26 protein-coding genes are annotated in these 26866 nt (G+C 65.7%); 7 read left to right on the top strand and 19 right to left on the bottom strand.

Features of this window, described 5'->3' with window-relative positions; translation table 11 throughout:
• Nucleotides 1-111 precede the first annotated feature (111 nt).
• The 5 genes from ACQP2U_RS13315 to ACQP2U_RS13295 form a co-directional block, all read right to left on the bottom strand.
• Nucleotides 112-957, bottom strand: a complete 846-nt coding sequence (locus ACQP2U_RS13315; protein ID WP_433714930.1) for a DUF4253 domain-containing protein — start codon at nucleotides 955-957, stop codon at nucleotides 112-114.
• A 47-nt stretch (nucleotides 958-1004) separates the two neighbouring features.
• Complete coding sequence (locus ACQP2U_RS13310; protein ID WP_433714929.1) at nucleotides 1005-1328, bottom strand: DMT family transporter; 324 nt, start codon at nucleotides 1326-1328, stop codon at nucleotides 1005-1007.
• Between the two features lie 152 nt (nucleotides 1329-1480).
• On the bottom strand, nucleotides 1481-2902 hold the full coding sequence (argH, locus tag ACQP2U_RS13305) for an argininosuccinate lyase (protein ID WP_433714928.1): 1422 nt from the start codon (nucleotides 2900-2902) through the stop codon (nucleotides 1481-1483).
• Nucleotides 2899-3804, bottom strand: coding sequence for an SAM-dependent methyltransferase (locus tag ACQP2U_RS13300; RefSeq protein ID WP_433714927.1), 906 nt, complete (start codon nucleotides 3802-3804; stop codon nucleotides 2899-2901). The genes argH and ACQP2U_RS13300 overlap by 4 nt, the downstream gene beginning before the upstream one ends.
• A 106-nt stretch (nucleotides 3805-3910) precedes the next feature.
• Nucleotides 3911-5113 carry an argininosuccinate synthase gene (locus ACQP2U_RS13295; RefSeq protein WP_397036879.1) on the bottom strand — a complete coding sequence of 401 codons (1203 nt, stop codon included), beginning with the start codon at nucleotides 5111-5113 and terminating at the stop codon, nucleotides 3911-3913.
• Nucleotides 5114-5367: 254 nt separating this feature from the next.
• Between ACQP2U_RS13295 and ACQP2U_RS13290 the strand changes: the two genes are divergently transcribed.
• The gene (locus ACQP2U_RS13290) at nucleotides 5368-5517 is read left to right on the top strand and encodes a hypothetical protein (RefSeq protein WP_433714926.1); all 150 of its coding nucleotides are present in this window, start codon (nucleotides 5368-5370) and stop codon (nucleotides 5515-5517) included.
• Between the two features lie 288 nt (nucleotides 5518-5805).
• Here the strand turns inward: ACQP2U_RS13290 and ACQP2U_RS13285 are convergent, their stop codons facing one another.
• The 8 genes from ACQP2U_RS13285 to ACQP2U_RS13250 form a co-directional block, all read right to left on the bottom strand.
• Entirely contained in the window at nucleotides 5806-6318 is a 513-nt protein-coding gene (locus ACQP2U_RS13285) for an arginine repressor (RefSeq protein ID WP_397036875.1), read from the bottom strand.
• A gap of 127 nt (nucleotides 6319-6445) precedes the next feature.
• The gene (argF, locus tag ACQP2U_RS13280) at nucleotides 6446-7438 is read right to left on the bottom strand and encodes an ornithine carbamoyltransferase (RefSeq protein ID WP_433714925.1); all 993 of its coding nucleotides are present in this window, start codon (nucleotides 7436-7438) and stop codon (nucleotides 6446-6448) included.
• Nucleotides 7435-8649, bottom strand: coding sequence for an acetylornithine transaminase (locus ACQP2U_RS13275; protein ID WP_433714924.1), 1215 nt, complete (start codon nucleotides 8647-8649; stop codon nucleotides 7435-7437). Before ACQP2U_RS13275 ends, argF begins: the two co-directional genes overlap by 4 nt.
• A complete protein-coding gene (argB, locus tag ACQP2U_RS13270; RefSeq protein WP_433714923.1) occupies nucleotides 8646-9581 on the bottom strand; it encodes an acetylglutamate kinase in 936 nt (311 codons plus the stop codon). The genes ACQP2U_RS13275 and argB overlap by 4 nt, the downstream gene beginning before the upstream one ends.
• Nucleotides 9578-10795 carry a bifunctional glutamate N-acetyltransferase/amino-acid acetyltransferase ArgJ gene (gene argJ / locus ACQP2U_RS13265; protein WP_433714922.1) on the bottom strand — a complete coding sequence of 406 codons (1218 nt, stop codon included), beginning with the start codon at nucleotides 10793-10795 and terminating at the stop codon, nucleotides 9578-9580. Before argJ ends, argB begins: the two co-directional genes overlap by 4 nt.
• Nucleotides 10792-11850 (bottom strand): N-acetyl-gamma-glutamyl-phosphate reductase, encoded by a 1059-nt coding sequence (gene argC / locus ACQP2U_RS13260; RefSeq protein WP_433714921.1) that lies wholly within the window; start codon nucleotides 11848-11850, stop codon nucleotides 10792-10794. The genes argJ and argC overlap by 4 nt, the downstream gene beginning before the upstream one ends.
• Before the next feature lie 277 nt (nucleotides 11851-12127).
• Nucleotides 12128-12835 carry an ArsR/SmtB family transcription factor gene (locus ACQP2U_RS13255; RefSeq protein WP_433714920.1) on the bottom strand — a complete coding sequence of 236 codons (708 nt, stop codon included), beginning with the start codon at nucleotides 12833-12835 and terminating at the stop codon, nucleotides 12128-12130.
• Nucleotides 12836-12989: 154 nt separating this feature from the next.
• Entirely contained in the window at nucleotides 12990-14225 is a 1236-nt protein-coding gene (locus ACQP2U_RS13250) for an IS110 family transposase (protein WP_433714221.1), read from the bottom strand.
• A 242-nt stretch (nucleotides 14226-14467) separates the two neighbouring features.
• On the opposite strand from ACQP2U_RS13250, the gene ACQP2U_RS13245 reads away from it, so the two are divergent.
• Genes ACQP2U_RS13245 through ACQP2U_RS13235 form a run of 3 tightly spaced genes read left to right on the top strand, consistent with a single transcriptional unit; the run spans nucleotide 14468 to nucleotide 16607 of the window.
• Nucleotides 14468-15037: a dihydrofolate reductase family protein gene (locus ACQP2U_RS13245; RefSeq protein ID WP_433714919.1), complete on the top strand. Its 570-nt coding sequence runs from the start codon at nucleotides 14468-14470 to the stop codon at nucleotides 15035-15037.
• 9 nt (nucleotides 15038-15046) lie between these two features.
• On the top strand, nucleotides 15047-15388 hold the full coding sequence (locus ACQP2U_RS13240; protein ID WP_433714918.1) for a YciI family protein: 342 nt from the start codon (nucleotides 15047-15049) through the stop codon (nucleotides 15386-15388).
• A gap of 1 nt (nucleotide 15389) precedes the next feature.
• Nucleotides 15390-16607, top strand: a complete 1218-nt coding sequence (locus ACQP2U_RS13235) for an RNA polymerase sigma factor (RefSeq protein WP_433714917.1) — start codon at nucleotides 15390-15392, stop codon at nucleotides 16605-16607.
• Between the two features lie 209 nt (nucleotides 16608-16816).
• Here ACQP2U_RS13235 and ACQP2U_RS13230 read toward each other — a convergent pair whose 3' ends face one another.
• The gene (locus tag ACQP2U_RS13230; RefSeq protein WP_433714916.1) at nucleotides 16817-17308 is read right to left on the bottom strand and encodes a pyridoxamine 5'-phosphate oxidase family protein; all 492 of its coding nucleotides are present in this window, start codon (nucleotides 17306-17308) and stop codon (nucleotides 16817-16819) included.
• Between the two features lie 62 nt (nucleotides 17309-17370).
• On the opposite strand from ACQP2U_RS13230, the gene ACQP2U_RS13225 reads away from it, so the two are divergent.
• Complete coding sequence (locus tag ACQP2U_RS13225; protein WP_433714915.1) at nucleotides 17371-18351, top strand: helix-turn-helix transcriptional regulator; 981 nt, start codon at nucleotides 17371-17373, stop codon at nucleotides 18349-18351.
• 59 nt (nucleotides 18352-18410) lie between these two features.
• Here ACQP2U_RS13225 and ACQP2U_RS13220 read toward each other — a convergent pair whose 3' ends face one another.
• Entirely contained in the window at nucleotides 18411-19568 is a 1158-nt protein-coding gene (locus ACQP2U_RS13220) for an epoxide hydrolase family protein (RefSeq protein WP_433714914.1), read from the bottom strand.
• A 63-nt stretch (nucleotides 19569-19631) separates the two neighbouring features.
• Between ACQP2U_RS13220 and ACQP2U_RS13215 the strand changes: the two genes are divergently transcribed.
• Nucleotides 19632-20648: a helix-turn-helix transcriptional regulator gene (locus tag ACQP2U_RS13215; protein ID WP_433714913.1), complete on the top strand. Its 1017-nt coding sequence runs from the start codon at nucleotides 19632-19634 to the stop codon at nucleotides 20646-20648.
• On the opposite strand, the gene ACQP2U_RS13210 is transcribed toward ACQP2U_RS13215, so the two are convergent.
• Genes ACQP2U_RS13210 through ACQP2U_RS13195 form a run of 4 tightly spaced genes read right to left on the bottom strand, consistent with a single transcriptional unit; the run spans nucleotide 20641 to nucleotide 25630 of the window.
• Nucleotides 20641-22092: a GntP family permease gene (locus ACQP2U_RS13210; RefSeq protein ID WP_433714912.1), complete on the bottom strand. Its 1452-nt coding sequence runs from the start codon at nucleotides 22090-22092 to the stop codon at nucleotides 20641-20643. The genes ACQP2U_RS13215 and ACQP2U_RS13210 overlap by 8 nt on opposite strands.
• A gap of 11 nt (nucleotides 22093-22103) precedes the next feature.
• The gene (locus ACQP2U_RS13205) at nucleotides 22104-22703 is read right to left on the bottom strand and encodes a bifunctional 4-hydroxy-2-oxoglutarate aldolase/2-dehydro-3-deoxy-phosphogluconate aldolase (protein WP_433716450.1); all 600 of its coding nucleotides are present in this window, start codon (nucleotides 22701-22703) and stop codon (nucleotides 22104-22106) included.
• 23 nt (nucleotides 22704-22726) lie between these two features.
• Complete coding sequence (locus tag ACQP2U_RS13200) at nucleotides 22727-24337, bottom strand: N-acyl-D-amino-acid deacylase family protein (RefSeq protein WP_433714911.1); 1611 nt, start codon at nucleotides 24335-24337, stop codon at nucleotides 22727-22729.
• Nucleotides 24338-24346: 9 nt separating this feature from the next.
• Nucleotides 24347-25630, bottom strand: a complete 1284-nt coding sequence (locus tag ACQP2U_RS13195) for an amino acid deaminase (RefSeq protein WP_433714910.1) — start codon at nucleotides 25628-25630, stop codon at nucleotides 24347-24349.
• An 88-nt stretch (nucleotides 25631-25718) separates the two neighbouring features.
• On the opposite strand from ACQP2U_RS13195, the gene ACQP2U_RS13190 reads away from it, so the two are divergent.
• Nucleotides 25719-26816 (top strand): sugar kinase, encoded by a 1098-nt coding sequence (locus tag ACQP2U_RS13190; RefSeq protein WP_433714909.1) that lies wholly within the window; start codon nucleotides 25719-25721, stop codon nucleotides 26814-26816.
• Nucleotides 26817-26866 lie beyond the last annotated feature (50 nt).

Genomic DNA, 26866 nt, shown 5'->3' with positions numbered 1-26866 from the left:
CACCCGCGTCGACTCAGCTGAGCAAACGTCCGATCCATCGGCCGATGCTACGTTCGCCACCGCCTCTCATGGGACGAATTGGGCAAAATGCGCAGGGCGCAACGAGACCGATCAGTCCCACCAGAAGCGCCACAGCTGCCGAAGCATGGATTCGGCGAGTTCATCGAGTGAATCGCGATCCTGTTCGGCCGCGTCCGGGCAGTACAGATACCCCTCCAAGGCCTGCGCGAGCGCGGCGTCTTCGGTGAGCTCCGGCTCGTGTGCGACGGCGAGCCACAGTGTGTCGGAATCCAATGCGACGAGTTCGCAGCTGCGCTCCGAGGCCGCCCACCGGCGCAGCATCAACGCGTGGTCGGCGCCGTCGAGGTCGTAGTTGAGCGCACCCGACCATTGCAGTTCATACGGGACCAGCCAGGAATTCGCGGCGGGTACCAGGGCAAGCTGATCGAATTCATCGCAATCGCCACGAATACTCCATACGTCGCCCCAATCGAATCCGTCGTAGTCGTAGAGTTCCGGATCCAGCTCGGTCCAGTCCGGTCCGCCTCGTGGAATCTCGTAATCATCGCCCGACCGCTCGCGGTATCGCTCGCGCAGCCAGTCCGCCGCATCGGCTTCGGCGAGCAGTTCCAGGATCGACAACTCACGCGATTGTGCCCAGTCGCGCTCGGGTCCGGTCCGATACCAGGTGTCGGTTTTGGTCAGCACCGGCCACAATCCGGTCTTCGGATGCACCTCCCGCACCTGTTCCCACAGCCCTGCCGCCGGATATCCGGGCTCAATCGACACGACCCACACCGATGCCCCCGACACCGTTCGCTCGACCACCGACGCAGCCGGTAACTCGATCCCGTACGCCGCCAACGCTTCTGCCGGATCATTGCCCGCGAAGGGCACTGCCGCCGGGTCGGCCGGTCGATCCGCAGTGAGGTTCCCCGCCTCGAAATCTCTCTTCATGAGCCGTCATTCAACAGCCGCCCACCGACAATCTCGCCGTGTGGATGTCAATGTGCGCCACCGAGTTCCAGAGCCAAGACACCGAGAATCACCAATGCGATGCCACCGACCTGGATCAGCGACAGTCTTTCGTCGAGGAAAAGGACACCGATGACGGCGATGGCCGCGACACCGACCGCCGACCAGATGCCATAGGCGACACCGATCGGCATACCGCGCTTCAAAGCCTGGGCCAGGAAGAAGAAGGCCGCACTGTAGCCCAGGACAACGATGATCGCGGGCACCAATTTGGTGAAACCGTCGGAGATTTTGAGCGATACGGTCGCGGTGATTTCGGAGGCGATGGCCAGCGCCAGCAACAGCAGGGTCATCGGCGCAGCGTAAACCAGCGCGGCACTCGCCGACCGAAGTGAGCCAGCACCCGGGCCTGGATCAAGATCAGGTGGCACTGGTGGTGGGCCTCTCGGGCGATGCCGCCCTCAGCTCCACTTGATCTTGGTCGTTGAGGCTGAGGGCCTGCGCGTTAGGAGGACAGGGAGCGGAGGGTGGTGATGGTGTTGCGGATCTCGGTGAGTTGGATTGCTACTTGGACGCCTGCGGTTCCGCCGCGGGCATTGCGGGAGGCGATCGAGCCCTGCACGGTGAGGACTTCGCGGACCTGGGGGGTCAGGGCGGGATCGATGGTGGCGAATTCCTCGTCGGTGAGCTCGTCCAGGCCGACGCCGCGCGCCTCCGCGGCGCGTACACACGCACCCGCGGCCTCGTGCGCGACGCGGAACGGAACGCCCTGCCGGACAAGCCATTCGGCAATATCGGTGGCGAGGGTGAAACCGGCAGGGGCGAGTTCGGCCATGCGTTCGGTGTGGAAGGTGAGCGTGGAGACCAGGCCCGCGATGGCCGGGAGCAGCAGTTCCAGCTGGGCGACCGAATCGAACAGGGGCTCCTTGTCCTCCTGCAGATCCCGGTTGTAGGCCAGCGGTTGGGCTTTCAGAGTGGCCAGTAGTCCGGTCAGATTGCCGATGAGGCGACCGGCCTTGCCGCGGGTGAGTTCGGAGACGTCCGGATTCTTCTTCTGCGGCATGATCGACGAGCCGGTGGACCAGGCATCGGCGAGGGTGATGTAGCCGAATTCCGGTGTGCTCCAGATGATCACCTCTTCGGCCATCCGGCTCAGATCGACGCCGATCATGGCGAGCACGAACGCCGCCTCGGCCGCGAAATCACGTGCCGAGGTGGCATCGATCGAATTCGCCGACGCGGCATCGAAATCCAATTCGGCCGCAATGGCTTCCGGGTCGAGTCCGAGCGAGGAACCGGCCAGCGCGCCGGAACCGTAGGGCGATACCGCCGCGCGCTTGTCGAAGTCGCGCAGCCGATCGATATCGCGCAGCAGCGGATGCGCGTGTGCGAGCAGATGATGCGCGAGCAGCACCGGCTGCGCGGCCTGCAGATGCGTCTTGCCCGGCATTACCGCATCCGGATGCGCCGCGGCCTGGGCGACCAGGGCGTCGACCACTTCGAGAAGTCCGGCGGCGATCCGGCGGGCCGCATCGCGCAGCCACATCCGGAAGAGCGTGGCCACCTGGTCATTACGCGAGCGTCCGGCCCGCAGTCGTCCGCCGAGTTCGGCGCCGACCCGATCGATCAGACCGCGCTCCAGCGCGCCGTGCACGTCCTCATCGGCCTCGGCCGGGGCAAACGCACCCGAATTGACGTCCGCCGCAAGCTGATCCAGTCCGGTCAGCATGGCGGCGAGGTCGCTCTCCGACAGCAGTCCCGCTTTGTGCAGCACGCGCGCGTGTGCCTTCGACGCGCGAATGTCGTAGGGAGCCAGCGCCCAGTCGAAATGGGTCGACTTGCTCAGCGCGGCCATTGCCGCGGCCGGTCCGGACGCGAAACGTCCGCCCCAGAGCGCCCCTTCGTTGGTGCTGCCGCTCTGCGTCATCGTGTGCTGTCTCCTCCGGGTCGTCGGGCGATGAACAAATAGTCGGTGGTCATTTTCGCAACGGCGTCTTCCGACACTTCACGGCCACGGCTGCGCAGTACCTCGACCGGGTCGGCGCGGGTCACCGTCCAATCGTGGTCGGTGAACCAGTCGATCGGATCGCTGCGGCCTTCGTCGGAGTACCACAGGGCGCCGACGTCCACCCGGACGTCGATTCCCGCGGATTCCACCTCTCGCATGGCATTCGGGTCCGGTGCGGACAGTCCCGAGCGGTAGATCCCGATGCGACTGCCCGGAGCGCTCAGCGCCACGATGTTGTCGAACATGCGCTCCTGCGCATCCGCCGGGAGGTAGCGCAGCAGTCCCTCGACGAGCCATGCGGTCGGTACCGCCGGGTCGAATCCGTGCTCCCGCATCGCCGTCGGCCAATCATGGCGCAGGTCCACCGCCACCTCGCGTCGATCTGCCACCGGCTCGACGTCCGCGAGCGCTACAGCTTTGAACTCCAATACCTTTGGCAGGTCCAGTTCGAATATCGTTGTACCGCTTGGCCATTCGAGGCGGTAGGCCCTGGCATCCAAACCGGCTGCCAGGATGACGAACTGACCGATGCCGTCGGCAGCCGCGTCCTGGCAATAAGCGTCCAAATAGCAGGTGCGCGCGATCAACGAGCCGATGATCGGGCCCATCGCCCGCGTCGCGGCCGCCTCGAGACCTTCGACCTCACCGCGGGCGATGCGTGTCCACGACTCCGAGCCGACGGCCGTCACCAGCAGTTCGGCATAGGGGTCGTGGAACAGCGCGTCCGGGCGACGGGATTCGGCCGCGCGCATGGCCGCGACGCCGAGGGCGGTGGCACCCACGCTCGATTCGATATCCCAGCTGTCGTCGTCGGTCCGCATGGCGCTCCTTTCGGGTCGGCGCGATGGCACCGACCCGAGCCTAATAGGCGCACTCGGACGAAGTCCGTCGCTGAATCTCTCGCACTCGGCCGAGCGAAGGCGACGCCTACTTCTGGTTGAGGTCGCGACGGGCCGCGACCTTGGAGGACAGGCCGTGAATCTGCACGAATCCCTTGGCGAGGGACTGGTCGAAGCTGTCGCCCTCGTCGTAGGTCGCCAGGTTGAAGTCGTAGAGCGACTGATCGGAGCGGCGGCCGTTGACCACGACCGAGCCGCCGTGCAGCACCATCCGGATATCGCCGGTGACGTGCTGCTGGGTTTCGGCGACGAAGGCGTCCAGCGCGCGCTTGAGCGGGGAGAACCAGAGGCCGTCGTAGGCCAGCTCGCCCCAGCGCTGCTCGACCTGCCGCTTGTAGCGGCCCAGTTCGCGCTCGATGGTGACGTTTTCCAGGGCCTGGTGCGCGGTGATCAGCGCGATCGCGCCGGGGGCCTCGTAGATCTCGCGGCTCTTGATGCCGACGAGCCGGTCCTCGACCATATCGAGGCGGCCGACGCCCTGGCGGCCCGCGCGGTGGTTCAGCTCGACGATGGCCTCGAGCACGCTGACCTGACGACCGTCGATAGCGACCGGCACACCCTTGTCGAAGGTGACGATGAGTTCGTCAGGCGCCTCGAAGTTCACCGTCGGGTCCGAGGTGTAGTCGTAGACGTCTTTGGTCGGCGCGTTCCAGAGGTCCTCGAGGAAGCCGGTCTCCACCGCGCGACCCCATACGTTCTGGTCGATCGAGAACGGCGACTTCTTGGTGACATTGATCGGGAGCTGGTTCTCCTCGGCGAAGGCGATGGCCTTCTCCCGAGTCCATGCGTAGTCGCGGACCGGGGCGATCACATTCAGGTCGGGAGCCAGTGCGCCGATGCCGACCTCGAAGCGGACCTGATCGTTGCCCTTACCGGTGCAGCCGTGCGCGACGGTGCTCGCCCCGTGGAACTTCGCGGCCTCGACCAGATGCTTGACAATGAGCGGACGGCTGATCGCCGAGACCAGCGGATACTGGCCCATGTACATGGCGTTGGCCTGGATGGTCGGCAGGCAGTACTCGTTGGCGAATTCGTCGCGCGCATCGACCACGATCGCCTCGACAGCGCCGCAGTCCAGCGCACGCTGGCGCACCACATTCATGTCCTCGCCGCCCTGGCCCAGATCGATGGCGACCGCCACGACCTCGGCGCCGGTCTCCTTGCCGATCCAGCTGATCGCAACGGAGGTATCGAGCCCACCGGAGTAGGCGAGTACGACGCGATCGGACATGTCTATGTGCTCCTCGGTTTCGTGCTTGTCTGCAGGTCTTGCCCGCATCCGCGGGCGGCGGGTGCGGCGCCCGCCGGCGCACCCGAAATCGCACGCCAGGCGGCCCACACCGTCTTGCAAATGATTATGCACGATGATGCAAGCCCATTCACAACCGGGTCCGAGTTACACCTTCCCGGTAGCACCTTGGCACCCCCTGGCACCTATGTCACGCTTTATCCGGCAACTTTCGGAGCGGGCAAAGGACGGATCCCATGCTGCTGCACCTCATAGCAGGAGATTTCAGCACCCTCGGCAACGACGTCCTCGATATCGGCCGCGCCCTGGTCGACCTCCTGCAAGACATCATCAATGTCGGTACTCCGGGCAGCCCCCACAGCGGCGGCCAATACCCCTTCGGCTGAGACATCCGGCATCGCAGACTCAGTGCGCGCCTCGGACACGTTGTGGAGGCTGTTGCCGAAATGCGGCGGTTTCGACCGCGGCACAGATCACGTCGCGATCCCGACCGCTGCCGCGTGTCATGCTCGGCCGGAAGTGATTCGATCGCTCGCGTGTGACCTTGATGTGACGGAGTAACCGCCCGGCGGCGCGATCGGAACAGACTCTGTGTCATATGCGACGTAGCCACCGGGTCCGCGCCCGCAACCGCAGTGCCGTTCACTGACGCCGTGCGACCGACGACCCGAGGCTCAGGCGAGTTCCTCGATTTTGGCGGCTAGTTCGGCACCGGTGAGGGGTTCGCGGGCTATTACCGCGATGGTGTCGTCGCCCGCGATGGTGCCGACGATGAACGGCAGGGCGGCGCGGTCGAGGGCGCTGGCCAAGTAGTGGGCCGCGCCGGGTGGGGTGCGCAGGACGGCGATATTGCCACTGGCGTCGGTGGAGACCAAGAGATCGCCGAGAAGTTTGGAGAGGCGATCGGTCCCGCCGGTGACGCCGCGGACGGGGCTGCCGTCTTCGGGTACCACGTAGACACCCGCACCGCCGTCGGCGGCACGCAATTTCACGGCCCCGAGTTCATCGAGGTCGCGCGACAGGGTGGCCTGGGTGGTTTCGATGCCTTCGGCGGCGAGCAGTGCGGCGAGTTCGGTTTGGCTGCGGACCGCGTGCGCCGTCAACAGTTCGATGATGCGGGACTGGCGACCGGCGCGAGTACGAGCGATAGCGGGAGCGGACTTACCCGCGTCGGATTGGACTGTCATAGCCGAGCCTCGCTATTGGGTCTCGCATCGAGCCGCGAGAACGCCGATCGCAAGCTGGTGTGGCCACGCCGAGCCACCGCGTCCGTGCCCATCGCTGCCGCGGCACCGGATCGCTCGCCGCACTCACTCACTGCGCTTCACCTCGCTTGGCCAGCAACCACACCAGCAACGCCTTCTGCGCGTGCAGCCGATTCTCCGCCTCGTCCCACACCACACTATGCGGACCGTCGAGCACCTCGTCGGTGATCTCCTCACCGCGGTGCGCCGGAAGACAATGCAGCACAACCGCATCCGGCTGCGCCTTGGCAAGCAGATCGTCGTTGAGCTGGAACGGACGGAACGGGCCGACGCGGTCGAGGCCGTCGTTCTCCTGCCCCATGGAGGTCCAGGTATCGGTCACCAGAGCATCGGCGCCAGCCGCGGCGGCAACCGGATCGCCGGTGAGGGTGATGGTCGCACCGGTCTCGGCGGCTCGCTTGCGCGCGGCCGCCAGAATCCATGGCAGTGGCTCGAAACCCGTTGGTGCGGCAATGGTTACGTTCAGGCCGGCGGTCACACCACCGAGCAGCAGCGAGTGCGACATATTGTTCGCACCGTCGCCGAAGTAGGTGAGGTTGTGCCCGACCAGGCTGCCCTTGCACTCGACCAGCGTCTGCAGATCGGCGAGAACCTGGCACGGATGGAACTCATCGGACAAGGCATTGATGACCGGAACCGTTGCGGTAGCGGCCATTTCGTCCAGACGCAGCTGTTCGAAGGTACGCCACACGATCGCATCGACATAGCGCGAAAGCACCTTGCCGGTATCCCCGAGCGTCTCCTCGCGTCCGAGCTGGGTGTCGCGACCATCGACCACCACCGCATGCCCGCCGAGCTGAGCGATACCCATTTCGAAGGAGAACCGCGTACGGGTGGAGTTCTTCTCGAAGATCACGCCCACCCCGCGCGGGCCGTCCAACGGCCGGTGCGCGAACGGATTCTTCTTCAATTCCGCTGCGAGCGCGAGGATTTCGGCCTGCTCGGCAGGCGTGACATCATCATCGCGCAGAAAATGCCGGATCGGCACACTCGTCTCCCGGCCGCCACCGCTCATCGAATCGCTCCGCGATGCCGTACTCATTTGCCCCCCTTGGCGTCCGCGATCGCACCGTCCAGAATCTCGGACAGATCGTCGACGAAATTGTCGGACTGGGTCTCGGTGAGCACCAGCGGCGGCGCGAGCCTGATGATATTGGGCTTGGGCGCATTCACCAGATAGCCCGCTTCGCGCGCCCGGTTCTCGACATCGGCCGAGATATCGTCGGTCAGCACGATACCGAGCAGCAGACCCGCACCGCGCACGTGATCGATGAGCGGGTGCTCGAGCAGATCGATGCCATCGGTGAGCCGCTTGCCGACGGATTCGACATGGGCGAGCAGATCGGTCTCATCGATGGTCCGCAGTACCGCCAACGCCGCTGCGGCACATACCGCATTACCGCCGAAGGTAGTGCCGTGCAGACCCGGCGTCAGCAGATCGGCGGCCGGTCCGGTGGCCAGCACCGCACCGATCGGCAGCCCGCCGCCGAGCCCCTTGGCCAGGGTGATCACATCCGGCACGATGCCGAATGCCTGATGCGCGTAGAACTTTCCGCAGCGGCCGATACCGGTCTGCACCTCGTCGAGCACCAGCAGCGCACCATGACGCGCGGTGATCTCCCGCGCCTTGACCAGATAGTCGATGGGCGGCACGACAACGCCGCTTTCCCCCATGATCGGTTCGAGGAATACCGCCGCGGTGTCCTCGTCGACGACCGCCTCGAGCGCCGCCGCATCGCCATAGGGCACGTGGACGACACCGGCGGGCATCGGCTCGAACGGCGTCCGCTTGGACGGCTGCCCGGTGAGCGCGAGCGCGCCCATAGTCCGGCCGTGGAAGGCCTCATCGGTCGCGATGATCTTGGGCCGTCCGGTCAGCCGCGCCATTTTGAACGCCGCCTCATTGGCCTCGGTGCCGGAGTTGCAGAAGAAAGCGCGACCGTGGCCGTCCCCGAATTCACCGTCACCGAAGTGCGCGAGCAACCGTTCGGCCAGTTCGATGACCGGTTCGTTGGCGTAGATATTCGAGGTGTGGCCCAGCGTGCCGAGCTGCTGGGTAACGGCTTCCAGAATCGCCGGATGTGCGTGGCCGAGGCTGTTGACCGCGATACCGCCGAGAAAGTCGAGGTAGCGTTTGCCGTCCGCGTCGTAGACCACCGCACCGGCACCGCGCACCAGCGCGACCTTGGGGGTGCCGTAGTTCTTCATCAACGCGGCGGCCCACCGCTGTTGCAGCTCTGCTGTGTCACTCATATTTTCGTTCCGTTCAGTGTGTCCGCCGCGCTCGTCGGCAGCGGGGCGGGCGTCACCATCGTTCCGATTCCTTCTCCGGTGAACAGTTCCAACAGCACCGAATGCGGGACCCGACCGTCGATGACATGCGCGGTCGGCACCCCGCCCTGCACGGCGCGCAGGCAGGCTTCCATCTTGGGCACCATGCCCGCATCCAGTCGCGGGAGCAACTCGGCCAGTTCGGCCGCGTCGATGTGCGAGGTGAGCGACGAACGGTCCGGCCAGTTGGTGTACAGGCCCTCGACGTCGGTCAGGATCACCAGCTTTTCCGCGCCGATCCCCTCGGCGAGTGCGGCCGCGGCGGTATCGGCGTTGATGTTGTGCACCACGCCGTCGGCGTCCGGTGCGATAGTGGAGACAACCGGAATGCGCCCCGCGGCGATCAGGTCGAGCACCGCGTCGGCATTGACCTCGGTGACATCGCCGACCAGCCCGATATCGGTCGCCTCGCCGTCGACATCGACGGTGCGGCGGGTCGCGGTGAACAGGCGCGCGTCTTCACCGGAGATGCCGACCGCGTACGGGCCGTGCGCATTGATCAGCCCAACCAGTTCCCGTCCGACCTGACCGAACAGCACCATCCGCACCACGTCCATTACCTCGGGTGTGGTGACGCGGAAGCCTCCGCGGAACTCGCCTTGTAGCCCAAGCTTTTTCAGCATTGCGCTGATCTGCGGTCCGCCGCCGTGCACCACCACCGGTTGCACGCCGACGGTGCGCAGGAACGCCATATCGGCGGCGAAGGCCTGTTTCAGGTCCGCATCGATCATCGCATTGCCGCCGTATTTGACGACTACGATTTTATCGCGGAACTTCTGCAGCCACGGCAAAGCGTCGGCGAGAACGTGCGCCTTGTCCAAGGCCGAAAGTTCCTGCACCGCATCGCTCGTCATGAGCTGTAGGCCGAATTCTCTTCGACATAGCCGTGCGACAGGTCGGTGGTCCGCACGGTGGCGGTGCCGTCGCCGACATTCAGTTCGATCCGCACCTCGATATCGGCGCCGGACAGGTCGACCGCACGCGCGCCCGGCGCGCCGACACTGTCCACGCAGACCGGATTTCCATTGAACGACACCGAGATCCGGTTGGGATCCAGGGTGATCGGGGCGATGCCGACGGCGGCGAGCACCCGGCCCCAGTTCGGGTCGGAACCGAAGAGCGCGGTCTTGACCAGACTGTCGCGGGCGACGGCGCGCGCCGCGATCAGCGCCTCGTCCTCGGAGACCGCACCGGCGACGGTGATCCGCACCCGCTTGGTCACCCCCTCGGCGTCGGCCATCAATTGGGCGGCCAGATCGTCGCAGACCGCGAGCACCGCGGCATCGAGGTCCTGTTGTGACGGCGTGACCTCGCTCGCCGCATTGGCGAGCAGCAGCACGGTGTCATTGGTGGAGCAGGAGCCGTCGATATCGAGCCGGTCGAAGGTGAGCCGAGTCGCTTTGCGCAGCGCGCTATCCAGCTGTTCGGCACTCGCGGCGGCATCGGTGGTGAGCACAACCAGCATGGTCGCCAGCGATGGTGCGAGCATGCCAGCCCCCTTGGCCATGCCGCCGACATTCCACTTGTCGCGGTGATGGAAGGCGGCTTCCTTGGGCACGGTGTCGGTGGTCATGATCGCGTGTGCGGCATCGAGTCCACCGGATAGCCCGCCGCCCATTTCGTGCACGATCTCGGTGACGGCCGGGATCACCTTATCCATCGGCAGCCGGTCGCCGATCAGACCCGTTGAACACACCGCGATTTCGCCCGCGCCGGTTTCGGTGCCCCAATTACTCAGCGCCTTGGCCAATTCCTCGGCGGTCTGGTGGGTGTCCTGGAATCCGCCCGGACCGGTACAGGCATTGGCCCCACCGGAATTCAGGATCACCGCGCGCAACCGGCCACCGGTGAGCACCTGCTGCGACCACAGCACCGGCGCGGCCTTCACCTGGTTGCGGGTGAATACGCCCGCGGCCGCGTATTCCGGCCCTTCGCTGAATACCAGTGCGAGATCGGGTTTTCCGCTGGACTTGATGCCCGCGGCGATGCCCGCCGCCCGGAAGCCGAGCGGTGCGGTCACGCCCTGGCTCCGGACCAGCTTGCCTGCCGGAGTTTCGATAGTCGTCACGGTGCCACTCCTACGGTGGAAAGTCCTGCGGTCTCGTCGAATCCGACGGCCAGATTCATGGATTGCACCGCGGCGCCCGCGGTGCCCTTGGTCAGATTGTCGATCGCGCCGATCACCACGAGCAGTCCGGCGTCGGTATCGACCGCGACCTGGAGGGTGACGACATTGGAACCGAGTACCGAACCCGTCTGCGGCAGTGTGCCTTCCGGCAGCAACTGCACGAAGGGTTCGTCGTCGTAGGCCTTTTCATAGACCGCGCGAGCCTGTTCGGCATCGACTCGGGTCACCGCCGTGCAGGTCGCGAGGATGCCGCGCGGCATCGGCGCCAGCACCGGGGTGAACGATACGGCGACCTCGCCACCACCGGCGGCCCGCAGGTTCTGCGCGATCTCCGGAGTGTGCCGGTGCGCGCCCGCGATGCCGTAGGCCCGCACCGAACCCATCACCTCGGACCCCAGCAGGCCGATATCGAGTTTGCGTCCCGCACCTGAAGTGCCGCTCACCGCGACAACATTCACCTTCGGTTCGATGATTCCGGCCGCGATCGCCGGTGCCAGCGCGAGGCTGGCGACCGTGGGATAGCAACCAGGGACGGCGATCCGGTGCGCGCCGCGCAGCCGCTCGCGCCCGCCCGGCAGTTCCGGTAGGCCGTAGGGCCAGCTGCCCGCGTGGGTGGTGCCGTAGTACTTTTCCCAGGCCGCCGCGTCGGTCAGCCGGAAGTCGGCGCCGCAGTCGATGATCACGGTCGACTCCGGCAATTGCTCCGCGATAGCGGCGGACTGCCCGTGCGGCAGGCCGAGGAAGACGATGTCGTGGCCGGCCAGCTCGTCGAGCGTGGTGGGCGCGAGCACGCGATCGGCCAGCGGCAGCAGATGCGGCTGCAACTCCCCCAGCGTGCTGCCCGCATTCGAACCAGCGGTCAGCGCGCCGATGACCAGGCGCCCATCGCGGTAGGCCGGATGACCGAGCAATAGACGCAGCACCTCACCGCCGGCGTATCCACTGGCACCGGCCACAGCAACCCGCAACACTGGGTTACTCGACGAATCAACCATGTGATGATTATGCACGATTGTGCAAGCCCATTCATGAATGGGGTCCTACATCGACTGGCCCCGCCCGGTCACCAGGTTCATTTACCGCCTGAGCGGTGATACCCGGCAAGGACCGAGTTCAATCGGGTCGATGAGACTTGGCACCCCCACGCGCCGTAGTGGGGACCCGACTGCCCATCGGACCGGTGCTCACCGCGACCTCGGTGGCCCACGATGATCGTCCGCGGCGTAAAGCCCGAGTTGGCCCCGAGGCCGAAGGTCACCTGGGACGAGGTGTTCAGGCAACCGTTGCGCGATCAATGCCTAGAGCCTCCTGCAGGCCCGTTTCGCCCTTCGGAGTGAGGCGGACAGCGCGACCGGAGCCGACGCGTCGCACCCAATCCAGCGCCTGCAACCGGCGGCACAACTGTGCTCCAGCAGCACCGCCGAGGTGGGTGCGGCGCTCGGTCCAGTCGAGGCAGGGGCGGGCGATCGGGCGACGAGTCCGCAGCGTGTTCGCGTCGATGCCCATCGTGCCCGTCAGCCATGCCAGCCCCGGCTCGGTGAGGGCGAAGCCGCTGTCGTCATGGAGTAGTTCGCGTTCGGTCATGGCGGCGGTGATCGCGACGCCGAGTCGGCCCGCGAGGTGGTCGTAGCAGGTCCGGCCCCGAGCCAGCGCCGCCGCCGCGGTGGACGCGCGCAGCGTCGTTGGTTCCGCGCGAACCGGTTCCAGGTGGGCGACCATGGTCTCCAGCAGCTCGGCGACCTGCGGGCTCGCCAACTGCACGTAACGGTGCCTGCCTTGACGGCGTTCGGTGAGCAGACCGCCGTCGAACAGCCGGTTCAGGTGCTCGGTCGCGGTGGATGGGGCCACACCGGCATGGCGGGCCAGCTCACCCGCCGTCCACGCGCGACCATCGACCAGGGCCAGGCACATATCGGCGCGGGTTCGGTCGGCCAGCAGGGTGGCCAGTCCGGCCAGTTCGGCTCCTCGGGTTTGCACCACACCATGATCGTGCCGGGTTATTTCGGCGGGCGCCGAAATAACCGAGTCGACGAAATTTCGGTCCGTGATGTCGATTCGCCGGAGGGCCGTTCGTGTAGGTGGTGAAGCCGGTAGCCGACCGGCCCACAGAAAGACATCCCAGGAGGCTTGAATGTCAAGCAGTAGCCTTCTCGCCCAGGTGAGGCCAGGCGGTGGCCTCGTTGTAGTGGGTGCCGGTTTTGAGGCAGCCGTGCAGGATGCCGACGAGTCGGTTGGCGAGCTGGCGCAGGGCGGGGTTGTGGCCGACGCCGCGGGCTCGCTGCCGGTCGTAGTAGGCGCGGGCACCCGGGGACCACAACAACGCGGAGAATGCCTGTGTTGTGAGGGCGTCGATGAGCCGGTCGTTGTGCACGAACCGGGCCAGAGCGACTTTCTTCTTGCCCGACGCCCGGGTGATCGGGGAGGTGCCCGCGTAGTTCTTGCGGGCCTTGGCGCTGGCGTAGCGGTCGGGGTCATCACCGAACTCTGCGAGCACCCGGGCACCGAGGACCGGCCCCAAACCTGGTTGGGACAAGATGATCTCAGCGGCCGGGTGCTTGGAAAAATGGGCCTCGACCTGCCCTTGCAGAGTCTTGATCTGGGTGTTGAGGACGGTCAGAACCGCCAGCAGCGCCTGCACCGAGGCAGCGTAGGCATCGGTGACGACCTCGGGTTGGCCGAGCTGGTCGGAGCGCAACGCGGTCTGGATCGCGGCGGCTTTGTCCGCGACGTTGCGGCGGCGCGCCCGCTTCAACGCGGTGCTGATCTGGGCGATCGTCAGCCGGGCTGCCTGGGTCGGGGTGGGTGCCTTGGCGAGCAGCTCAAGGGTGTCAGCGGCGTCGAGGTCGTCGAAGGCGGCCAGCGCCGCGGGGAAATAGTCACCCAGCGCGTGCCGCAGCCGCTGGGTGTGGCGAGTGCGTTCCCAGATCATCGTCTTATGGATGCGGGCCACCACCTTCACCGCCTCCGCACGCGCGGAATCCCCAGCGACAGACCGCAGTTCATGCGAGTGGGTGCGGACCATATCCGCCAGCACGTGCGCGTCGCCGGCGTCGCTCTTGGCGCCGGAGACCCCCAATCGGTCACGGAATCGGGCCGCCTGCAACGGATTCACCGCCAGCACCGTGTATCCCGCGGCGACCAGCGCCCCAACCCAGGGACCCCGGTCGGTCTCGATGCCGATCAGCACTTCGGCCTCATCGACGTCGTCGCCGACCAGATCCCCGATGATCGCGTGCAACCTGCCCATCCCGGCCACCCCCGCAGGAAGGCGCGCCTTGGCCAGACGGCGACCGGAGCCATCCATCACCTCCACATCGTGATGATCCTGAGCCCAGTCGTCTCCTACGAACAGTCGCAATGGTCCTCCCATTCTCGATGCCGATCACCGTCGAGCAGCCAGCGAGAGAACCATCAGCGACCTAATCAAGCAGTGCTCACATCACCACGAACGGGCACGACATCCCAGCAGCGATCAACTCTCCCGACCTACCGGCAGGGGCACAGTCTTTCTTCAGGACTCAACGTCCAGGACGCACGAGTGCTCACCTACCGGTCGGCTACCACCAAGGAGTTTGCCGGATGGCTCACTCCCCGAACTGATTAGGACTCCCCATGAGCAAGATCATCGCGGTCGAGCACCTGACCCTGGACGGCGTCATGCAGTCCCCCGGCCGGGCCGATGAGGACACCAGGGACGGTTTCCGCCACGGCGGCTGGGCACATCGCCATGACGATCCCGTGCAGGCCAGGGTGATGGCCGAACATATGGCGACCCACCACGGTGCCCTACTGCTCGGACGACGGACCTACGAGGACTTCTACGGCTTCTGGCCGCATCAGACCGACAATCCGTACACCGAGGTACTGAACAAGACCGAGAAGTTCGTCGCGTCCCGGACCTCGACCGCACCGTTGCCGTGGCAGAACTCCACGCTGCTCGATGGCGACGTTGTCGCCGCGGTAGGCGAATTGCGTCAGGATCTCGTGGTGCTGGGCAGCGGCGATCTGCTGCAAACGTTGATGCGCAACGATCTGGTCGACGAGTATCTATTGCTGATCCATCCGATCGTGGTCGGTGGCGGGCGGCGACTGTTCGAGCGCGCGGAACTCGGCGAACTGCGACTCGCCGATAGCGTCACCACCCCCACCGGCGTGGTGATCGCCACCTATCAGCGGGGGTGAGGAGGAGTCGTGAAGCAGTATCTGCTCAGCATCTATCAACCCGACGACACGCCGCCGCCGGACAATCTCGACGAGATCATGCGCGATCTGTACGCGCTGAACGACGAGATCCGTGCCGCGGGCGCTTGGGTTTTCGCCGCGGGCCTGCATGCGCCGAGCACCGCCACCGTGCTGCACGCCAAGGGCGACGATGTGCTCGTCACCGACGGGCCGTATGTCGAAAGTAAGGAGCACATAGGCGGATTCACCGTCATTCAGGCAGCCGATCTGGACGAGGCGCTCGACTGGGGCAAGCGGATGGCCGCCGTGCTCACGCTGCCGATCGAGGTCCGGCCGGTGGCCGATCACTGAGATGGTCACCGATGCCGCGATCGCGGCCGTATTCAGCGCACATTATGGCCGCGCGGTCGCCAGCCTGATTCGTGTCTTCGGCGATATCACCATTGCCGAGGACGCGGTGCAGGATGCGTTCACCGCCGCCGTACAACGCTGGCCGACCGACGGGCTCCCGCCGAGCCCGCCCGGCTGGATCATCACCACCGCACGCAACCGAGCCATCGATCGCCTGCGACGCGAGGCATCTCGCGACGACCGCCATGCCGAGGCCGCGCTCCTACACGCAGACAACGAAACCGACGATATGAGCGCCGTCCAAGACGACCGCCTCCGACTGATCTTCACCTGCTGTCATCCGGCACTATCACTGAGTGCCCGAGTGGCACTTACCTTGCGACTCCTCGGCGGCCTCACCACACCCGAAATCGCCCACGCTTTTCTGACTTCCGAATCGACCATGGCGCAACGACTCGTCCGCGCCAAAGGCAAGATCCGCGATGCGCGCATCCCGTACCGAATCCCCAGCGACGCCGATCTGCCAGCCCGCCTGCACGCCGTCTTGGCCGTCATCTACCTCATCTTCACCGAGGGCCACACCGCCACCTCCGGCGATCTGCTGATTCGGACCGACCTGTGTGACGAAGCAATCCGGTTGGGGCGCTTACTCGTCGAGCTGATGCCCGACGAACCCGAGGTACACGGACTGCTCGCACTGATGCTACTCACCGAATCGCGCCGAGCCGCCCGCACCATGCCGGACGGGTCGCTCGTGCCGCTGCCCGAGCAAGACCGTCACCGTTGGGACCGCGCCCTCATCGCCGAGGGCCATGCCATCGTCCGAGAATGTTTGCGCCGCAACCAAGCCGGGCCCTACCAGATCCAAGCCGCAATCAACGCCGTACACGCCGACGCCCCCGAGTCGGAATCCACGGATTGGCAACAGATCCTGCAGCTCTACGACCAATTGGCCTCCATAGCACCGAGTCCGATGGTGGCACTGAACCGCGCGGTGGCAGTCGGCGAGGTAGAAGGTCCTGCTGCGGCACTCACGCTGCTCTCCGAAATCGACCTACCGAATCACCATCTGTACCACGCGATCCGCGCCGACCTCCTGCGCCGACTCGGCCGCACAGCAGAGGCGCTTTACGCCTACGATGCCGCCATCGCCCACACAGACAACGCCGCCGAACAGATCTTTCTGCGGCGGCGCAGAGATGAGCTCACTGCGAACTAGCAGCATCGCAAAGCTGACCCCGCGCTGACTGGTCAGCGCGGAGATAGCCATCGCTCGCACCGGCGTGGCTCGAGTACGGTCCGCATGACGGCGACCTGCCCAATGCCATTCGTCAGGCGGACTGGCAGTGCCACCGGGACCGTCCGGCGGTGATCATCACCAACGCTCAGCCTGATCTCCGCCGACAGCCACTCGAATACCGACCACGATCAGTGCTTGCGCACCACGCGCTCGCCTCGGCCCGGCTTCCAGATGGTGATGTCCAGGTGATCGTCGGTGACCTCGACGGTGGAGGCGCCGGTCAGGTCCGCGGTGTAGAAGTGGTCGAACTCCTGGTCACGGATGTCGAATCCGGTTTCGTCGAACAGTTGTTGGGCGAAGCGCGCGTGCACGTTCTTGTCCGGGAGGTCGATGGCGGTGCCGAAGAGCTTCGCGTCACCGTCGCCAACCTGGGTGTCGACCGTTGCGGTGTGCAGGCAGAAGCGCGGGTCGCGGGCGAGGTCCTTGAATTTGGTGGTGTTCGGCATGCCTGCGATCACCAGCATCCCTTCGAAAATTCGCGGTTCGATGGGGCTGATGCGTGGGAAACCGTCGGAGCGCAAAGTCGCGAGCATACAAAGGTTGCCGGTGGCCTGGTGCCGCCGAGTGAACACGGTGGCGATGTGTGGGGCTTCTTCGATGAACTGGCTCCATGTGGTCATGCGGTTGACGGTACGAGCAAAACTTGACATCTTCTGTCAAGTTTTACGGCTAATCTCGAATCATGCGAGCGAGTCGACTGGTGCAACTGTTATTGCTGCTCCAGACACGCGGCCGGACTACGGGACCGGAACTGGCGCGCGAGTTGGAAGTGTCGGTGCGCACCGTGTATCGCGATATCGAGGCGCTGTCGGCGGCGGGCGTACCGATCTACAGCGAACCGGGCCGGACCGGCGGTGTGCGGCTGGTCGACGGGTACCGCACTCGTTTGACCGGTCTGACCACCGAGGAAGCCGATGCGGTACTGCTCGCCGGACAACCCGCGGCCGCCGCCGATCTCGGCCTCGGCACGGTGCTGGCGACCGCGCAGCTCAAGGTGCTTGCCGCCCTGCCACCCGAATTGCGCGGCCGGGCAACACGAATCGCGGAACGCGTCCATGTGGACGCACCTGGCTGGTTCCGCCGACCCGACGAAACACCAACGCTGGCAACGGTTGCCGATGCGTTGTGGCACGACTGGCGACTGGATATCCGTTATGAGCGCAAGGATCGCACCGTCGAACGCCGCCTGGATCCGCTCGGACTCGTATTGAAGGCCGGAACTTGGTATCTCGTCGCACGTGACGGATCGGCCATCCGCTCCTATCGCGTCAGCCGGATCGCCTCGGCCGCACGGTCTGGCGAATCCTTCACGCGGCCAACTGATTTCAATCTCGCCGAGCATTGGTCGGAATCCGCCGATGATTTCGCCCGATCAATGCTTCGAGTGCGGGCTCGCTGCCGGATCGCAGCCGCCCAATTGCCGATACTCCGATTGATGATCGAACCCGCCGCGGTCGCGGAGGCAACGGCATCGACCTCCGAACCCGACGCCGACGGCTGGGTCGAAGTAATCATTCCATCGGAGTCCTACGAGGTTCTAGCGGGTGCGATCCTGCCCCTCGGCCAATTCTGCGAGGTCCTGGACCCGCCCGAATTCCGCGACCGGGTCGCGGCGACAGCCTTCGCGATGGCCGAGCGCTACCGAAGTCCGCGCGCTCCCTGAGCCCACGCACCCATTGCGCGAGGCGCAGTGCCTGCGCTGCCGCCACAACGGTGGGCCCCTCAGCGCAGCGAGCGGAAGAAGGCGCGCACGTCGCTGGTGAGCAGATCCGGTGCCTCCATTGCCGCGAAGTGCCCACCCCGATCGTATTCGGTCCATCGCACGATGTTGTGCTGCCGCTCGGCGAGTACTCGGATGGAGTTGTCACCGGCGAATACCGCTGCGGCAGTCGGCACACCGGAATTCCGCGCGGGCATCCCCCACGAATCCCCCTCCCCGTACAGCCGAATCGAGGAGACGAAGGTTCTGGTGAACCAATAGAGGCTGATATTGGTCAGCAGCGCATCGCGATCCACGGCTTCATCGGGCAATTCGAGCGCCGGATTGGTCCAGCGCTGAAACAGATCCACGATCCAGGCCAGCAACCCGGCGGGCGAATCGTGCATGCCGATGGCCAGGGTTTGCGGACGCCCCGCCTGCACCATCGCATAGCCGAACCGGGTGTAGCTCGCGCTCCCGGTGAGTTTGTCCAGCTTCGCCCGATCCTCTGGGCTGTAGTCCGGCTCCGTTCCGTCATCACTCCAGGAGGGCAGCGTGATCGGCCCGTTGACATGGATGCCGACCATATGGTCGGTGGCGATCCGCCCCAATTCGGTCGAGACGAAGAAGCCCGCGTCGCCGCCCTGCGCTCCATACCGGTCGTAGCCGAGCCGAGCCATCAACTTCGCCACCACCTGCGCGAACTGCTCTGTCGAACCGTCCCCGACCTTCGGCCCGGGCTCCGAGAAGGCGAATCCGGGCAACGATGGGATGACCAGATGGAACGCATCGGCCGGATTACCGCCGTACGCTCGCGGATCGCTCAACGGTCCGATCACATCGAGGAATTCGATGAAGGAGCCGGGCCAGCCGTGGCTCAATACCAACGGCACGGCATCGGGTTCGGGTGAACGGACGTGCAGAAAATGCAGCTGCTGCCCGTCGATATCGGTGACGAACTGCGGCAGCTGGTTCAGTCGCGCTTCCACTGCGCGCCAGTCGTATTCGGACCGCCAGTATTCGGCGAGGTCCTTCATATACGAGATCGATGCGCCCTTATCCCAACCGCCGCCCGGGATTTCATCCGGCCACAAGGTATTCGCCAGCCTGGCGTGCAGATCATCGATCCGGTCCTGCGGGATCTCGATGCGGAAGGGGCGGATGTCCTGTTCGGTGCTCATGAAGACAACGCTATGACGCCCTTAGGACAGGATCGTTCCTAAGCATCTGACATTCTGGATGTCGTGTTGGAGACTTCGGCGCGCCTGCTCAAATTGCTCGCCCTGCTGCAGACCCACCGCGACTGGGCCGGGGCCGAACTCGCCGAACGACTCGGTGTCACCGGCCGCACGGTCCGCCGCGATGTGGATCGGCTGCGTGAACTCGGCTACCCGGTGCACGCCACACAGGGCACCGCGGGCTATCGGCTCGGCCCTGGGGCCGCGCTGCCGCCGCTGCTGCTCGATGACGAGGAGGCCGTCGCGGTGGCGGTCGGCCTGCGCAGCGCCTCCGACGGCACTGTCGCGGGTATCGAGGAGGCATCGCTGCGCGCGCTCACCAAACTCGAGCAGGTGCTGCCGTCGCGATTGCGCCACCGGGTCCGCACGCTGCGCCGCGCGACGGTCCGGGTCGGGACGCCGGACGCGACAGTCGAACCGGACGCCTTGATGGCCGTCGCGGAGGCCTGTCAACGGCACGAGCGCCTCCGCTTCGACTATCGCGCGCACAGCGGCGCAACCACCCGCCGCACGGTGGAGCCGCACAGTCTGGTGCACTTCAGCAGGCGCTGGTACCTCGTTGCCTGGGATGTCGATCGCGATGACTGGCGCACCTTCCGCGCCGATCGCATCTCGCCACGAACACCGACCGGCCCGCGTTTCACTCCGCGTGAGCTCCCGGAAGGCGATGTCGCGGACCACCTTTCGTTACGGCTGTCCGCCCGGGCGTGGCCGCATCAAGCAATCGCCTTGCTGCACAAGTCCGCCGAGGACGCGGCGGCGTATGTCTGGCCCGGAATGGGCGTCATCGAAGCCGTCGACGACCACAGCTGTCAACTGCACGTCGGCGCGGATACGCCGGAGGCACTGGTCTGGATGATCACCTCGGTAGATATCGACTTCACACTGCTCAGCGGACCACCCGAACTCGTCGCGGCCCTTCGAGCCCAAGCCGACCGCTGCGCCGCCGCCTTGCACAACTTCGCAGTAAACAGCCCGGCACCGGGATTCGATCCGATGCCGGGCGGCCCCGGCCTCAGCTGACAATCGCGAACAACACCGCCGCAACCGCGAAACTCACCACCGACAGCACGGTTTCGAGCACCGTCCACGTCTGCAGTGTCTGCTTCACTGTCAGGTTGAAGTACTTCGAAATGATCCAGAAGCCACCGTCGTTCACGTGGCTGAGGATGATCGAACCAGCCGCGATGGCCATGGCGATGAGTGCGATGGCCATCTGCGAGTAGCCGTGCCCGATGACGAGCGGCGCGACAATGCCGCCGGTGGTCACGATGGCGACGGTCGCGGAGCCCTGGGCGATACGCAGACCGCAGCTGATGATGTACGCCAGCACGATCACCGGCAGTCCGGCGGCCGACATGGTGTCCGCGAGTGCGGTGCCGATCCCGGTGGCGGAGATGACCTTTCCGAAGAACGCACCCGCACCGACCACCAGCAAAAGCATGCCGACCGGCTTCAGTGATTCCGCGGTGAGGGTACTGAGTTCTTGCACGCTGGAACCGCGTCGCACACCGAGCAGATAGAAGGCGACGAGCACCGCGATCAGCAGCGCGACCGCCGGTGTGCCGAGGAAGGTGAGCACCTGCAGCAGTTTCGAATCCTTGTCCAGCCATTGGCTGCCGAAGGTCGCACCAAGAATGAGCACCAGTGGAATGGCGATAATTCCGCCGATGAGACCGACTGCGGGCGGGCGTGTCTCGGTGCGTACCGACTCCGGATCCGTTGCCGTGCCCGGACCTTCGCGCTTGGCCGCAGGCTCGGCCTCGGGGCGCACCAGGAATTCGACGGGCACCTCGACCTGCACCCGCTTACCGATGTAGGTCCCCCACACAATGCCTGCGGCAATGAAACCCGGTATGCCGCAGATGAATCCCATGATGATCAGCCACCCCAGGCTCACCCCGAGCAGACCACCGAGCGCGACGGGCCCCGGATGCGGCGGCAGGAAAGCATGGGTCATGGACAGACCCGCCAACATCGGCATGGCATACAGCACCAGCGATCGGCCACCGCGCTTGGCGGCCACATAGATCAGCGGTGCCAGCACGAAGATACCGATATCGAAGAAGACCGGGATGCCGAAGATGAGTCCCAGCAGTCCCATCGCGACCGGTGCGCCCTTCTCCCCGAAGATGCCGAGCAGCTTGCCGGTCAAAACGTCCGCGCCACCGGAACGTTCGAGTATCGCGCCGAGCACCGTGCCGAGGCCGATGATGACGGCGATATGCCCGAGAATGCCGCCGAAACCGGTCTCCAGCAGCGAATCACCGGACTTGATCGCCGTACCGACGATCTTCGACACCGGTAGTCCAGCGACCAGCGCCAGCCCGAGTCCGGTGAGCAGTAGCGCGATGAACGGCTCCAGCTTGACCTTGATAATGGCGAACAGCAGTACGGCAATCGCGAGTCCGCACAGCACCAACAATCCGGGTGTGGTGGTGCGCAACCAGTCGACAGTGGCGCCCATATGGGTACCTCTCAATTCATGGATCGAACGAATGACGCCGCGCGCGAGGCGATTTCGGACCATCGGCCCGCGGCGACGTCGGATGGGGCCACGACATCGGTACCCGCGGTCACGGCCACGGCTCCGTTGGCGAGGAATTCGGCGGCATTGCCCGCATTGACGCCCCCGGAAGGTATGAGCGCCACATCGGGGAAGGGACCGCGCAGGTCTTTCAAATAACCGGGACCGAGCGCCCGGGCAGGGAAGATCTTCACCGCGGCGGCGCCGAGGTCTAGTGCGGTGAGTACCTCGGTAGGTGTGAAGGCGCCCATGACGACCGGGATGTCGTGCTCGACCGCGACCGCCGCGACCTCCGCGCGCACACCGGGCGTGACGAGAAACCGTGCGCCATTATCGATCGCGGCCTCGGCCTGATCGGCATGCAGTACGGTTCCGATACCGACGACCGCATCGGGAGCCGTCGTGGCGATACGCAGGTAATCGAGCACGCCCGGCGTTGTGAAGGTGAGCTCCAACGTCCGAATCCCGGAGCGCGCCAACGCATCCGCCAGTGCCAGCGGATCTGGAATCTCCGGCGCTCGCACCACACTCAGCACGCGGTCGGCCCGCATGATCTCCAGGGCGCTCGTGGCGTTCAATATGTCTCCTTCCGCACGGCATCCATGCGCAGCGCACGCCCGGCGAGATTGCCGGTAGGCGCGCCGTCTTCGATGGCGAACTCGCCGTTGACCAGCACATGCTGAATTCCGCGCGCTTGCTGCTTCGGATTGTCGAAGGTCGCGGTGTCGGTAATCGTCGATGGGTCGAACAACACGAGATCTGCCGCATACCCGGTGAATACGTGTCCGCGGTCGCTCAACCGCAGCCGTTCGGCGGGCCGACCGGTGAGGTGGTGCACACAGTCCTCGAGTCCGAGCACGCCGAGTTCGCGGACGTAATGGCCCAGATAGCGCGGGAAGGTGCCCCAGGCGCGCGGATGCGGCCGCTCACCGACGAGTAGTGCGTCACTGCCGCCCATATGCACCGGATGCACCATGATCGCGCGCACATTCTCCTCGTGCCCGACGTGCTGCAGGATGGTCGTGGCCAATTGGTCTCGGCTCAGCAGGTCGAAGAACACCGCGACCGGTGCGCGATCGGTATCGGCCGCGATTTCCGCGACGCTCTTGCCGACGTACTCCCCCAGCTCGGCATTCGCGACACCGCTGATCTGAATGGTCTCCCACTCGACCGTCACGCCGTGACAGCCGTCGGAACCATTCACATTCACGTCCAACGTGATGCGTGCACGCATCTCGGGATCGTCGATACGGGCCAATGCCGCATCCGGACCACCTGACATCGCCCAACTCGGCAGCAGCGCCGACAATGTCGTGGAGCCGGGCAGATACGGATATGTATCCAGGGTGATATCGCACCCCTCGGCCCTGGCCGCATCGATCAAAGCCAGGAATTCCGGTGCGCGCCCGCGGTTCACGCCGAAGTTCATCGTCGCGTGGGTCAGATGCAGTGCGCAGCCGGTGCTGCGCGCCAATCCGATCATCTCGGCGTACGCCGCCAACGCGCCTTTGCCGTACGAGCGCGTATGCGGCGCATAGAACCCGCCGTATTCGGCGACGATCTCGCACAGTGCCGCCAATTCGCCTGTGTCCGCATACATTCCGGGCGTGTAGGTGAGCCCGCTCGACATACCGACCGCGCCCTCACGCAGCCCCTGCGCGAGCAAGTCGCGCATTCGCCGGATTTCGGCCACCGTGGCAGGCCGCTGTTCGCTACCGACAACCAGTAGCCGCAGCGTGCCTTGCGGTACGAGATAGGCGGCGTTCGGCGTTATGCCCTGATCGAGCCGGTCCAGGTACTGCGCGACTGTGCGCCAGGAGAAGTCCAGATCGCTGGGATTGCCATTCCACCCGGCGATCTGACGCCGCAACACCGCCAGGGCGACGTCATCGATGGGGGCATACGAGAGCCCATCCTGGCCGATGACCTCGGTCGTGACGCCCTGGCTGATCTTCGGAAAATGGCCGGGGTCGGTGAGCAGATGCAGATCGGAATGCGCGTGCATATCGATGAAGCCCGGGGCGAGCACCGAATCAGGTGCATCGATGAACCTGGCCGCCCCGGTGATCGTTCGCGGGTCGGCGATCGTGCTGATCCGTCCCCGTTCGATGCCGACATCGGCGCGGAAGCGTGGCGCACCCGTACCATCTATGACGTCGATATCGCGAAACACTAAGTCTGTCATGACCGCTCGTCAGAAGAAGGTGTGCAGGAGGTCGACGACGCGCGGACGTTCCGCATCGGCATTGTCGATGACCGGGATCAGCCGCCACTTGTCGAATGCCGTGCACGGATGCGATAGGCCCAGCCGCACCACACTGCCCACCGGCAGGTCACCGGCCGCACCGCCCGGCAGCCGCAGGAACGTGTGCTGGTCATTGAGCGCACTGACATATGCCGCTGTATTCAACGAATCTTCCGGTCCCGCAATGAATTGCGGGACCGGAAGCCCCTCATCGAATGGCAGATCGCGCTTACCGGCATCCAGCAGCGCGAGTTCCGCCTCGGGCCGCGATACGGTCCGCGCCCACCCGTGCATCGCCGAGCGCAGCGGTCGTTCGCTGCGCGGCGCGGCCAGCGGCGAGATGCCCGCGTAGAAGCCGTCGTCGTGAATGATGTACGCACCGGAGCGCAATACCACTGTGGTCGCAACGCCCTGCTCATCGGCGAGTCCGGCCAGACATTCGACGACCAGATCCGGGAAGGCGCTGCCGCCCGCGGTGACGATCGCATCCTCCGGATAGCTTCCCGCCGCCGCGAGTTCGCGGTGGAGGCGGGCGATGTCATCCAGGTAGCGCCGCACGGCGCTGATCCCGTCCGGGGTGCGATCGTGGGCGAGCGCACCTTCGTACCCGCCGACTCCGGCCAGGCTCAGCCGATCGGCTCGGCCGACCGCCTCGGCGATGGCATGCGCCTGCTCAACCGTGCGCGCCCCCGTCCGTCCTTGTGGCCCACCGAGTTCGACAATCACCCGGATGCGCGCATCACCGGTCAGCTGCCGCTCCATCAGCTCGACGGTCTCGACACTGTCGACCCAGCAGTAGAATTCGAACTCCGGATCCCGCGCCGATTCCGCGGCAACCCAGCGCAATCCGACCGGATCGACCAGCGAGTTGGCCAGCACGATCCGGCCGACGCCGAACGACCGGGCCACCTGCACCTGCCACACGGTGGCGAAGGTGATCCCCCAGCTCCCGGCGGCCAATTGCTGCGCCCACAGTTGCGGGGCCATGGTGGTCTTCCCATGCGGAGCCAAGCGCACACCCGCGGCCACCGCCCAATCCGCCATTACCGCGACATTCGCCGCGACAGCCGCCCGGTCGACGGTCAATACCGGCGTTTCGAACTCGTCGAGGTATGGCCCGGTGTCGAGGAAGTCGCGAACCGTACGACCCCATGCGGCGGGCGGCAGACCCTTGTGCTCGGGCCCGAGCATCCGATCCGCCAGTGCGGCAACGGCTTTCTCATCGATCGCCATGTCGCTCCTTCCCGCGGAATCATGTCCGCCGAACCATGCCGCCCATGCATTGCGTAATTTGCAACGCTAGTTGCACATCGTGTTTAGTGTGGTTATTCTGCACTGGATGGCCGGTGGCCGCAAGGGCAGAAGGGAGATTGATGTGACGTGGCCTACTACGTCGCCCCGCCCCCGGGCGGTAACCATCGGCGAGGGGCTCGCGGTACTGGTCGCGCTTCCCGGTCCACTGGAGGACTCGGCGACCTTCGAGCGAACCGCGGGCGGTGCCGAGGCGAATGTGGCCACCGTGCTCACTCAGCTCGATGTGGATGCCGCGTGGATTTCCCGGGTCGGCGATGACGGATTCGGCCGCTATCTGACCGGACATCTCGCGGCACGCGGCGTGGATGTGTCGGCCGTTGTCATCGACCCCGCGCGCCCCACCGCCATCTATGTGAAGGAGCGCGGCAGCGGCTCGGGCAAATCGAACGATCTGGCCGACGGGGCCAGCCGCATGCTGTACTACCGCACCGGTTCCGCCGCCAGCGCACTGTCCAGCGCCGATCTGACGGCCGCCGACGGACTTCTCGGGCGCTGCGACCTCGTGCACTTCACCGGCATCACCACCGCGCTCTCGGAATCCGCGACCCGGCTCACGGAAACCCTTGTCGCGCTTCCTCGCCGGGGTAAGTTGATCAGCTTCGATCTGAATTACCGTCCGGCACTCTGGGCGGGCCGTCTCGAGCAGGCGGCCGAGGTGCTGGCTCGCCACGTGCGTGGCTGCGATGTGGTGTTCCTCGGCGCCGATGAGGCGGATGCGGTCTTCGGTACCGCCGATGCCGACCGATTGCGCGCACTGTTCCCGGAGCCGGAACATCTGGTGGTCAAGAACAACGAGCATTCGGTCACTGGATTCGCCGGAACCGAGCGCGTCGAAGTTCCTGCGCTGGAACTCGTGATCACCGAGCGGATCGGTGCCGGTGATGCCTTCGCGGGCGGGTACCTGGCCGCCCTGCTGCACCGACGTCCTTTGCAGCAGCGCCTGCGTTTCGGGCATTTATGCGCCGCCGCCGCACTGACCGGCACCGGTGATGTCGCGGAACTGCCTTCCCCCGGTGCACTGGAAGCGTTGGCGGCATTGGACGAGTCGGCTTGGCGGCGTGTGCATTACGCCAGGGATGTCGTAGCAGAGAATGTGGCGTCATGAGCGAGCGAACAATGGGCACAGCCGAGCGAGTCGAAGACGCAGTCTCCATG

Source organism: Nocardia sp. CA-084685 (assembly GCF_050955785.1).
In the GTDB taxonomy this organism is placed as follows: Bacteria; Actinomycetota; Actinomycetes; order Mycobacteriales; family Mycobacteriaceae; genus Nocardia.
This window is presented reverse-complemented; position numbering and strand designations above follow the sequence as displayed.

Bases quoted from the DNA above. Each gene is read 5' to 3' on its own strand.
- ACQP2U_RS13315 (WP_433714930.1), bottom strand. From the start codon at position 957: ATGAAGAGAGATTTCGAGGCGGGGAACCTCACTGCGGATCGACCGGCC.
- ACQP2U_RS13310 (WP_433714929.1), bottom strand. From the start codon at position 1,328: ATGACCCTGCTGTTGCTGGCGCTGGCCATCGCCTCCGAAATCACCGCG.
- argH (WP_433714928.1), bottom strand. From the start codon at position 2,902: ATGACGCAGAGCGGCAGCACCAACGAAGGGGCGCTCTGGGGCGGACGT.
- ACQP2U_RS13300 (WP_433714927.1), bottom strand. From the start codon at position 3,804: ATGCGGACCGACGACGACAGCTGGGATATCGAATCGAGCGTGGGTGCC.
- ACQP2U_RS13295 (WP_397036879.1), bottom strand. From the start codon at position 5,113: ATGTCCGATCGCGTCGTACTCGCCTACTCCGGTGGGCTCGATACCTCC.
- ACQP2U_RS13290 (WP_433714926.1), top strand. From the start codon at position 5,368: ATGCTGCTGCACCTCATAGCAGGAGATTTCAGCACCCTCGGCAACGAC.
- ACQP2U_RS13285 (WP_397036875.1), bottom strand. From the start codon at position 6,318: ATGACAGTCCAATCCGACGCGGGTAAGTCCGCTCCCGCTATCGCTCGT.
- argF (WP_433714925.1), bottom strand. From the start codon at position 7,438: ATGAGTACGGCATCGCGGAGCGATTCGATGAGCGGTGGCGGCCGGGAG.
- ACQP2U_RS13275 (WP_433714924.1), bottom strand. From the start codon at position 8,649: ATGAGTGACACAGCAGAGCTGCAACAGCGGTGGGCCGCCGCGTTGATG.
- argB (WP_433714923.1), bottom strand. From the start codon at position 9,581: ATGACGAGCGATGCGGTGCAGGAACTTTCGGCCTTGGACAAGGCGCAC.
- argC (WP_433714921.1), bottom strand. From the start codon at position 11,850: ATGGTTGATTCGTCGAGTAACCCAGTGTTGCGGGTTGCTGTGGCCGGT.
- ACQP2U_RS13250 (WP_433714221.1), bottom strand. From the start codon at position 14,225: ATGGGAGGACCATTGCGACTGTTCGTAGGAGACGACTGGGCTCAGGAT.
- ACQP2U_RS13245 (WP_433714919.1), top strand. From the start codon at position 14,468: ATGAGCAAGATCATCGCGGTCGAGCACCTGACCCTGGACGGCGTCATG.
- ACQP2U_RS13235 (WP_433714917.1), top strand. From the start codon at position 15,390: ATGGTCACCGATGCCGCGATCGCGGCCGTATTCAGCGCACATTATGGC.
- ACQP2U_RS13230 (WP_433714916.1), bottom strand. From the start codon at position 17,308: ATGACCACATGGAGCCAGTTCATCGAAGAAGCCCCACACATCGCCACC.
- ACQP2U_RS13225 (WP_433714915.1), top strand. From the start codon at position 17,371: ATGCGAGCGAGTCGACTGGTGCAACTGTTATTGCTGCTCCAGACACGC.
- ACQP2U_RS13220 (WP_433714914.1), bottom strand. From the start codon at position 19,568: ATGAGCACCGAACAGGACATCCGCCCCTTCCGCATCGAGATCCCGCAG.
- ACQP2U_RS13210 (WP_433714912.1), bottom strand. From the start codon at position 22,092: ATGGGCGCCACTGTCGACTGGTTGCGCACCACCACACCCGGATTGTTG.
- ACQP2U_RS13205 (WP_433716450.1), bottom strand. From the start codon at position 22,703: ATGCGGGCCGACCGCGTGCTGAGTGTGGTGCGAGCGCCGGAGATTCCA.
- ACQP2U_RS13200 (WP_433714911.1), bottom strand. From the start codon at position 24,337: ATGACAGACTTAGTGTTTCGCGATATCGACGTCATAGATGGTACGGGT.
- ACQP2U_RS13195 (WP_433714910.1), bottom strand. From the start codon at position 25,630: ATGGCGATCGATGAGAAAGCCGTTGCCGCACTGGCGGATCGGATGCTC.